The sequence below is a fragment of the Acinetobacter bohemicus ANC 3994 genome (assembly GCF_000367925.1).
In the GTDB taxonomy this organism is placed as follows: Bacteria; Pseudomonadota; Gammaproteobacteria; order Pseudomonadales; family Moraxellaceae; genus Acinetobacter; species Acinetobacter bohemicus.
Genome location: NZ_KB849166.1, coordinates 158,610 through 168,321, shown reverse-complemented (window position 1 = coordinate 168,321; position 9,712 = coordinate 158,610). Strand labels below are relative to the sequence as shown.

Genomic DNA, 9,712 nt, shown 5'->3' with positions numbered 1-9,712 from the left:
CATTATCAGCATCAGGTAAAAATTAATCGTAATGATGAATTGGGTGATTTATCCACTGAAATTAACCAATTGGCGGTCATTTTAGATCAGCATGAACGCTCACGTCGTCAGTGGGTGGCCGATACTTCACATGAGTTAAAAACACCATTGGCAGTATTGCAAGCTCAAATTGAAGCGATGCAGGATGGTATTCGTAAACCCACTCCGGAACATTTTGAAGCGATGTTACGTCAAGTCACCAGTTTGAAAAAACTGACGCAAGATTTGGCTGACTTAGCTCAAGCCGAAGCTCAGCAATTGACCTGTTATTTGGCGGAAGTGAATCCTTGGAATGTGGTGCGACAAGAAGTTGAAAACTTTAAGCCTAAATTTGCTCAAGCCAATTTATCGATTTCGGTGCAAGGCGAAGGTGCAAATTTACAATTGGATATAGATCGTTTTAAACAAATTATGGTCAACTTACTCGGCAACAGTATTCGTTATACCGAAGCAGGCGGCGAGGTTCGTGTGCATACTGAGCAGTCGGCAACGCATTGGAGCGTGATTGTCGATGATAGTCCATTTGGCTTAACGGATGAACAATTGGCGCGTTTAGGTGAACGTTTCTATCGAGTCGATGATTCACGTACCCGCAGTACAGGTGGTACAGGTTTAGGGTTGGCATTATCTGGTAAAATTGCGCAGGCATTGGGTGGGAAATTGAGTTTTGAACATTCTCCATTAGGTGGTTTGCGTTGCAAACTGACTTTTCCAAAACAGTTAAACTCATAAGGAATAAGATTCATGAAACATGTCATGCTGGTTGAAGATGAAGTTGAACTTGCACAATTGGTGCGAGACTATTTAGAAGCAGCAGGCTTTGAAGTCAGTATGTTTCATGATGGTCAGGAAGCCTACGATAGCTTTACGCAGCGTAAACCCAGCTTAATGATTTTGGACTTAATGGTGCCACGTATGGATGGTTTAACCATTTGCCGTAAGGTGCGTGAACAGTCAGATTTACCGATTATTATGGTTACTGCCCGCACTGAAGAAATTGACCGTGTATTGGGGCTTAATATGGGCGCAGATGATTACATTTGTAAACCATTTAGCCCGAAAGAACTGGTGGCTCGTGTACAAGCCGTGTTGCGTCGCTTAGACCGTCAAGCTGAACCTGAGCAAAATAGCTTATTCCGTATGGATAAAGCGCAACAACGTATTTGGTATCAACAAAGAACCTTGAATTTAACCCCGACTGAATTTCGTTTGCTGGAGTTGTTCTTAGAGCATGTCGGGCAAGTCTATTCACGTGCACAATTATTAGATCATATTAACCCTGACAGTTTTGATGTGGCGGATCGGGTGATTGATAGTCATATTAAAAACCTACGCCGTAAAATTTCGGATGCGGCTGAAACAGGCAACCGTCATGAATGGATTCAGGCCGTGTATGGTGTGGGTTATCGTTTTGAATATCCTGAAGATTAACTTGGTTTTAGTTTTCTGATTTTAAAAAAGCGGATGAGCAAAAGTTTATCTGCTTTTTTTATGAGTTTATTTTGTGGAGAAAATATATATTTTTTCAGTCTAGCTCAAATATAAGCCGCAAGGTTAAACATTCAACCAGTGAAATGCGGCTGAGCAATCGGCGATTTTAAAGCACAAGACTGGTTGATCACCTGTGCAAGCGGTACAATTCATTTTTTTATCAGATGAGTATGGGTTTTGAGCAGCGAGATGCCTAAACTTCAGCGCCGTTTAAAGAACCGCCACATCCAATTGATCGCCATGGGCGGTGCAATTGGTACAGGGTTGTTCTTAGGTTCAGCACATATTATTGAGTCTGCTGGCCCATCTATTATTTTGGGTTATATGATAGGTGGTTTGATTGCATTTTTAATTATGCGTCAGCTCGGTGAAATGATTGTGCATGAGCCAGTGACAGGTTCATTCAGCTACTTTGCCTTCAAATATTGGGGGCGGTTTTCAGGCTTTTTAACGGGCTGGAACTACTGGGTATTGTACATCTTGGTGGTGATGACTGAGCTGACCGCGATTGGTAAATATGTCAATTACTGGTGGCCGCATATTCCTGCGTGGGTCTCGGTGCTGGTATTTTTTGTGGTGATCACACTGGCTAATCTCGCTAATGTCAAACTGTATGCAGAGTCTGAGTTTTGGCTGTCGATGATTAAAGTTGTGGCGATTATCGCGATGATCATCTTCGGCATTTATTTGCTGTTGACGGCTGATGTAGGTTCAACCGCATCCATCACGAACTTATGGGCACACGGCGGGTTTTTCCCACATGGCTTTGAAGGCTTATTTTATATGCTGGCCTTTATGATGTTTGCTTTTGGTGGTATTGAGCTGATCAGTATGGCGGCTGCGGAAACAGAAGATCCAGAAAAGAATATTCCGAAAGCCGTCAATCAAACCGTGATTCGGGTTTTCCTGTTCTATATTTGCTCGTTGGCGATTCTTTTATCTTTGGTGCCTTGGAATCAATTGGATTTGGGTGGGCTAGATAAAAGTCCATTTGTGCTTATTTTTAAGCAAATGGGCATTGATTGGGCTGCACATCTACTGAATTTTATTATTCTGACTGCCTCGGTTTCTGTTTGTAATAGTGGGATGTATGCCAATAGCCGCATGTTGTTAGGTTTGGCAGAACAGGGCAATGCACCACAAGTCTTTCAGCAAGTGAACCAGCACGGTACGCCAATAGCTGCTGTTTTATTTTCAGCATTGCTTATTTTTGGCTGCGTGTTGTTAAATTATTTCTTGCCTGAAAAAGCACTCAGTTATCTGATTTATATTGTGGTCAGTGCTGCGGTGTTGAATTGGATGTTGATCAGTTTGATCCATCTTAAATTTAGACAGAGTATGAAAAAGCAGGGCATTCAAACCAAGTTTCCAGCGTTATTTGCACCATTTAGCAATTATTTTGTTTTAGCCTTTATGCTGATGATTTTGTATATCATGTGGAATCAGGGCTTTATGCTTTCAGTCTTGATGCTACCTGTGTGGATTGTGGTGTTGTTTGGTGTATTTAAGATGTTACAAGCGAAAAAGACTGAATGATTTGCTGAATATATGGAAAGGGGTTCAAGTTAGCCTTATCTGTGAGAATGGCAAAAGCTGGAGTGGTGAATTGATTTTTGGTCATTCACCATGTTCCATGATGGCTAGAAGCGTATGAAAGTTTTACCCAATGCAAAGAATAGTAATCGGTGCAAAGAATATGTAATCGGTAGCCATAAACTTGTGTCTTAAAATTTTGGATGCGGCTGAAACAGGCAACCGTCATGCATGGATTTAGGCAGTGTATGGCATGGGTTATCGTTTTGAATATCCTGAAGAGTAAGAGCATTATTAAAAGTTAGAATAAAGACCTTGATGTGGATAAATTTAAATTTATCCATACAGAATATGAGGGAACTGCTTGCTGAAATGTACGCAAATAAGTGAAATAACATATTTGAATAATTATAATACTAAAGCATAATTTTTCTTAAAAAATAATAAATTACAGATTAATAAGTTGAATTTTTATTCAAAAAACGATATTTTTGTCGACTTAATTCATTCTAAATATAAAATTTAATTCGAGGGATTTATAATGTTGCAAAAAACATTAATTGCGATGATGTGTAGTTTGTCTTTAGTCGCTTGTGGCGGCGGTGGAGGTGGGTCATCTGGTAGTGCAGATGGTGGACAGGTAACGACACCGGCTTCAGATTTAGATAAAGCAAAACAACTTGTCAAAACAACCAATGCTATTGTTTCTTATTATGATGGTTTTCAAAATATTGCTGATCAATATAAAGTTCCTACACAAGTCATAAATGACACATCTCCAGATTTGAGCCGTGCAACAAATTTATTATTAGTGATTGTAGAGGTTGTTACTCAGGATGCACAGGGTCAGACCAAGACTTATACGGCGCAACAAATACAGGATTTAATTAATCAGGATTATGCACATAATTTTAAATTTAAGAGCAATAATTTAACGGTTCAAGTTACGGGTACTTCTATTACCATTTCAGGTAATGCTAGTGTCCAGTATTGGCAAGCGTTTAATTGGGATAAAGTTGCAGCAGACAACGCTTGGAATAATGTAAATCATTGGTATAGCGATCCTGCATACTCAATTTATGGTGATGATACTGAAGTTACGGTATCGAATTTGGTCTTAGAAGCACCGTTTATTGATACAGCCCGTACAGCTTATAATTATAAGATTCAGAATAATGGAAAAATTTCGACCAAGAATCTTAAAAATCAAACTGCTAGTTTTAGTTTCACCGCCGATAGTACTGCATCGATGGTTTATGCCACGGCAGAGACAATGGAAAACCGTGAAGGTATTCCAGATCAAGCGACTTTGAAATTACAAGGTTTAGTCTTTGAAAGTGCGGATGTGAAAGTTACCTTAAGCGAATTATCTTTCTCAGCAAAAAAAGTTCAATTTAATAATGGTGTTGATCCCCTTGAACAATTGATTCCATCCGAGTTGGTACTGAAAGGTCTTGTCGGTTATCAGCAGGAATCGTTGAATTTAGAAGCCAAATTCAATTTGAATAATGATTTATCTAAAGTCATTGATGTGAGTGCGGGACAGGAAACATCGACTAATTTCATCAATGCGAATTTAAATGTCAAATTAAGTGGCAATTTAAAAGGTGCCAATGCAGCACCTACACCATTTAGCATTGATATTGCTGCAAAACGTGCTGAATTTACCAAAGGTACAGCGACTGTTGCCGTAGTTGTTGATAAAAATGCATTGGATATTGATTTAACTGCAAAAGACTTAGATCAAGACCATCAAATTATTGCGGGTGTGATTAAGCATAAAAATGGAGCATCAATCAGTATTGCAGATGTAGATAACTTTACTTCAGCGAATATTATGGTTTCAGGAAAAAGTTACGGCACACTCACTAAAAATTCATCTGGGCAATATGTCGTGAAATTTACTGATGACACAATAACTTATATTGCTCCTTAATCTAAAACTTAACTTTGAGAAGAAGGCAGCATTTGCTGTCTTCTTTTATATCTAATGAAAAAAAATTTATTCATATTGGCCCTAAGTTTGCCATGCTCTGCTTATGCGGAAAAAACGATTCAATACAGTGTAAATGCAGATATTTATAGTGAACCTGTTGGCGTACATGCCTTTTTAAATGGTTGGGAAACACCCAATTTAAAAAAAGGGAATAATGCCTTTGCACATGGGAAAATGAAATTAGAAACCAAACAGGATAATTGGACTGTTGGTTGGATTTGGACTTATGACTATCAGATTCATTTTAGTGATGATATGGCAAAGCTCTATTATCAAATTGAAAATGATCAGTTAATTGATGCAAACAAATACAATCAATTAGAATTAGAAGCTCAACATGTCGACACAGTGGGAACTCGTTTTGCCTATGATTGGAAGGTTCATCCTGATTGGACCATTGTGACAGGGGCAACCGCGCTTATCGGACGTCATTATGTGGATGGTAAATTCCAAGCCACAGGTCAAACAACCAATATGACTGAATTGATGGATCGGGTTGCTTGGTTAAATGGTTCATTGGATTATAGTTATGACCGTCCTGCATTAAAAGAAGATGAATTAGGGTGGGATGGAAGAACGAGTCAAGGTTATGGCTATGCCCTAGATTTTGGGTTACATGGACAAATCAAAAAAGATTGGAAAATTAATCTTCAGGTCGATGATTTATTCAGTTATTTATATTGGGATAACGCTCCCTTTACGCGCTACAACCTTCATTATGATCAAAATCAACGTCCTCGAATGGATTTAAGTGGGCAATTAAGTAAGAGCAAACAGTATCGTCAAAAACTGCCTTTCAAATTAAGTTCGGAAATTAGTTACGATGCTCAAACTAAGCCTTGGAGTACGAGCATCAGTAGTTTTTCAAATGAATATATAACATTAGCTCAACTGAATGCTTTTTGGAAAACGGAACAATTAAAATACGGTCTGCATATAGAGCCGCAGACACATGCTTTAGGATTGTCAGTACAGCATAAAAATTTTGGGGCTAAATATATGACCGATGATTTAGACAGCAATCAGGCACATCGTTTTAGTGCTTCTTTATATGCTCAATATCACTGGTAAAACCTTTCAAAATTAAAAGTCATAATAAAACGGAGCATATCGCTCCGTTTTTTGTTATGAAGAACAACTCACCATCACTTCAGGGGCATCACTTGGTAGTGGTGCTAAATCTGAAGCTTGTTCTAAATTTTCTTGTTTGGTGTATGGTGTATTGAATAACTTAAATAAGCGATCGACTTCAGAGAAATCGTTGCGTTCCGCCAGCTCAATGGCTTTTTGTAGCATGTGATTGCGTAAAGTATATTGTGGATTCACTTTAAACATTTCCACATCTAGCTCATCGGTTGCTTGGTCTGCTCGAATGCTTTGATATTGGTTCAGAAAAGTATCGAACTGACGGGTATCTAAGCAATCATCACGTAGGGCCGTGTAGCTCTTGTTTTGTAGACGAATAAAACTGTCTGTATAGTCGAGTTGTTCTGCTTGAAGAATACGAAGAAAAGCCATGCTGCAATCAAAACTGTCTTTATGGAAGCTGGGTAGCCCCATTTTCTGGCATAACCCAAGTGTGTAATGTTCTAAAAATGTAGCTTCAAAATGCTCTAAACATTGAGTCAAATCTTCTTTAAATTGTTGTTTATTTTCCACAGGGGCAAGCGGAATCAGATTATTGAGCCATGTCCATAAATTCCAGTGCCCGATACTGGGTTGTTGCTGGTAGGTATAACGTGCATTGTAGTCTGAATGGTTGTTAATCCAGTTGGGGCGGAAGCGTTCCATAAAACCATACGGACCGAAGTCGAGTGTAGAACCGGTGATATTGAGATTATCGGTATTCATCACGCCATGAGCGAAACCGACCAATTGCCATTTTGCAATCATTACTGCGGTACGCTGAATGACTTTGGTGGCAAAGGCTAAAATGGGCTGTTCAGCATCAAGGCATTCAGGATAATGCCATTCAATACATTTCTGCACAAAGTCTGCTAATAGCTCAGGTTGATATTGATTAATCCATTCAAAATGACCCAGACGAATATGGCAGTCTGAAGTACGTAGCATCATCGCGCCAAGTTCTAATTTTTCGCGTTGTACACCTTGCGCCGACGAGGTAAAGCCCACGGCATTACTTGAAGCTACGCCTAAGCTATTCAGTGCATGACCCGCTAAATACTCACGGATGACGGAACGTAAGACTGCACGACCATCGCCCATACGTGAGTAAGGGGTCGAGCCTGCACCCTTTAAATGTAGGTCAATGGTTTGATTGTTTTTGTCTAAAATTTGAGCAATCAGTAAGCCGCGTCCATCACCCAATTGTCCTGCCCATTGTCCAAACTGATGTCCTGCATAGACCATTGCAAGGGGTTTAAATTCAGCAAAGGTTTTCTGCCCACTACAGATTTCAACCCAAGACTGTTTGTCTGCCTCAGACCATTGCAATTGCTCTGCCAAAGCAGCATTGAAATGACCTGCTTTTGCTCCTTTTAGCGGAACTGGCATTTGCTGATGAAAAAGTTTGGGATTGAGCAAAGGATAGCGGGGATTGAATTGCATAGCGGAAAATACTGAATGGGGTTGGATTCACTATACTTGATATAGATGCACGATTAAAACAGGATTAATCCACAATAAAGCGTTTTGTACCTGTAGCTGTGGAGGAGCGGTGAGCTTCGGCATGATTGGTAACTTGATAACTCATGCCAGAGGTTAATGTAAAGCTACGACCATCCTCAAGTTCAGTATGTAATTCACCTTTAAGACAGAATAGGATGTGCCCTTTTAAGCACCATGAACAAAAATAAAGCGCTGCTTTATTTGCAGTGCAAGGCTAAATAACCTGCTGAATATTCCACAATCCGCACCCGAATATTGTCAAATTGTTGTGTACGCCATAGGGCATGACCATGTTCACCTGCATGTTGTTCAGTTTTAATTTCCTTAACTTTTTGGTTATTCATGACGGAGTCTTACCATTTTGGATCAGATATTTGGAGCTCGTTCGTTCTTTTGTTACGCCAAAAGAACCAAAAACATTTGTCATCCGCAAAACTCGCCAACTACCGAGGATTAACAAAAAAATTGCAAAAACAATATATTGCCAATGTAGTCCTGCCTCAGACAGTTGCGGATGACGTTTCTGTGTATCCAATAAAATCTAGGATTTACAAAAGAAAATGCCAGTCATTTTCTTAACTGACTGGCATTACCAAAAATGGGGGGCTTTATCGGAACAGTATCTTAGTCAGAAATAGGATTCTTTTTAACACTGCGCATGAGAATTTTTAACGTATTGCGGTGGTGTGCAAGACGCTGTTCAACCAATTGGAAATCCACTTTAAGTTTATGATCCATTTGTTGGATTTTTTCAGCGACAGAGGCTTTCTTGGCTTGAATTTCTTGTTCTTTCAGCTTTGCCCAGTCATTTAATGTTTGGGTAAATGCTTCATATTCCTGTGCAATACGGAGTTTGGCAGTGGCCATATCTTCATTGACATTGTGTCCATAAACAGCCAAATCTTGTTCAGCATATTTAAAGCGCATTGCCAATTCTGCTTTTTTAATATTAAAGCTTGGAATACGGCGTAAGTTTTTTGCTAAACCTAATTTTGAACATGACCAAATCAACCATTTCGTTGGGTCGTACTGCCACCATTTCACACCATTACGGTAGTCATATTGGAAAATGTGGTGGTAGTTATGATAACCCTCACCCCAAGTTGCAATGGCTAACCAGAAGTTGTCACGTGCAGTATTTTCGTCAGTATAAGGACGTTTGCCCCACATGTGACAAAGTGAATTAATGAAGAAAGTCACGTGATGGCTTAAGATCAGGCGAAGTAAACCACCCAATAATAATACGCCCCACATATCACCAACTGCCCAACCGACCGTGGTAAGAATTACGGCATGTACGGCAACAACAAGCGGAATGTAATATTTGTCTTGGAACATCACCACTTTGTCATTTAACAAATCTGGTGCATTTTTATAATTTGATTCTGCTGCTGGATAGTTACGAAGCATCCATCCAATGTGCGCATACCAAAATCCATTATTAATAGAATATGGATCTTGTTCGATATCATCAACATGACGGTGATGCGTACGATGACCTGAAGCCCAGAACAAAATACTATTTTGAACGGCAAAAGTCCCCATAAGCATTAAAATGATTTTTAATGGTAAGGTCGCTTCATAGGCACGATGTGCCCACAAACGGTGATAACCCGCAGTAATCCCTAAACTACTTAAACCAAGTAGTACAAATAAGCTGATCCATGCGCCTAAGCTAAAATCATGATGATAAGCATATAAAGGGATAGCGATTACAGCCACAATTGGTAAAAGTACCAACGCAAATACTGCAATCCAGTTAATTGGGGCTTTGGGTAGGGGAGCATTCATCTCCAACAGCACTCCTAGAACCTTGTAAAGGTAAGGTATAAATGAATTTGTTAATTCAATACAATTTATAGGGATTAAAACTTGGTCATATTAGCATGAGCGAATAAATATGCACTAGCATTATTCTACAGTTGTATTGTACTAAACAGTAACAGAATAATAAGTAGATTTGATTGATTTTATCGAAGACTAATGCGGCTTATTTAGAGATCGACGATAGGGCTTAAAAACTAA

7 protein-coding genes and 1 pseudogene are annotated in these 9,712 nt (G+C 39.3%); 5 read left to right on the top strand and 3 right to left on the bottom strand.

All coding sequences use genetic code 11. The annotated features are described in order from the left end of the window. From F994_RS06970 to F994_RS17840, 5 genes are all read left to right on the top strand, one after another. On the top strand, positions 1-771 hold a 771-nt coding region (locus tag F994_RS06970), incomplete at its 5' end, for an ATP-binding protein (protein WP_004649527.1). Between the two features lie 12 nt (positions 772-783). Continuing rightward, the gene (locus F994_RS06965) at positions 784-1,470 is read left to right on the top strand and encodes a response regulator (protein ID WP_004649526.1); all 687 of its coding nucleotides are present in this window, start codon (positions 784-786) and stop codon (positions 1,468-1,470) included. Positions 1,471-1,719: 249 nt separating this feature from the next. Further along, a complete protein-coding gene (locus tag F994_RS06960) occupies positions 1,720-3,066 on the top strand; it encodes an amino acid permease (RefSeq protein ID WP_004649525.1) in 1,347 nt (448 codons plus the stop codon). Between the two features lie 538 nt (positions 3,067-3,604). Continuing rightward, on the top strand, positions 3,605-4,999 hold the full coding sequence (locus F994_RS06955) for a hypothetical protein (RefSeq protein WP_004649524.1): 1,395 nt from the start codon (positions 3,605-3,607) through the stop codon (positions 4,997-4,999). A gap of 54 nt (positions 5,000-5,053) precedes the next feature. Continuing rightward, on the top strand, positions 5,054-6,130 hold the full coding sequence (locus F994_RS17840; RefSeq protein ID WP_004649522.1) for a porin family protein: 1,077 nt from the start codon (positions 5,054-5,056) through the stop codon (positions 6,128-6,130). 54 nt (positions 6,131-6,184) lie between these two features. On the opposite strand, the gene F994_RS06945 is transcribed toward F994_RS17840, so the two are convergent. The 3 genes and pseudogenes from F994_RS06945 to F994_RS06935 all read right to left on the bottom strand — a co-directional run bounded on the left by F994_RS06945 (position 6,185) and on the right by F994_RS06935 (position 9,478). Next, the gene (locus F994_RS06945; protein WP_004649521.1) at positions 6,185-7,627 is read right to left on the bottom strand and encodes a protein adenylyltransferase SelO; all 1,443 of its coding nucleotides are present in this window, start codon (positions 7,625-7,627) and stop codon (positions 6,185-6,187) included. Positions 7,628-7,691: 64 nt separating this feature from the next. Continuing rightward, positions 7,692-8,031, bottom strand: a pseudogene (locus tag F994_RS17715) (DHCW motif cupin fold protein). Positions 8,032-8,311: 280 nt separating this feature from the next. Continuing rightward, positions 8,312-9,478: an acyl-CoA desaturase gene (locus F994_RS06935; protein WP_004649519.1), complete on the bottom strand. Its 1,167-nt coding sequence runs from the start codon at positions 9,476-9,478 to the stop codon at positions 8,312-8,314. Positions 9,479-9,712: the final 234 nt, after the last annotated feature.

Bases quoted from the DNA above. Each gene is read 5' to 3' on its own strand.
- F994_RS06965 (WP_004649526.1), top strand. From the start codon at position 784: ATGAAACATGTCATGCTGGTTGAAGATGAAGTTGAACTTGCACAATTG.
- F994_RS06960 (WP_004649525.1), top strand. From the start codon at position 1,720: ATGCCTAAACTTCAGCGCCGTTTAAAGAACCGCCACATCCAATTGATC.
- F994_RS06955 (WP_004649524.1), top strand. From the start codon at position 3,605: ATGTTGCAAAAAACATTAATTGCGATGATGTGTAGTTTGTCTTTAGTC.
- F994_RS17840 (WP_004649522.1), top strand. From the start codon at position 5,054: ATGAAAAAAAATTTATTCATATTGGCCCTAAGTTTGCCATGCTCTGCT.
- F994_RS06945 (WP_004649521.1), bottom strand. From the start codon at position 7,627: ATGCAATTCAATCCCCGCTATCCTTTGCTCAATCCCAAACTTTTTCAT.
- F994_RS06935 (WP_004649519.1), bottom strand. From the start codon at position 9,478: ATGAATGCTCCCCTACCCAAAGCCCCAATTAACTGGATTGCAGTATTT.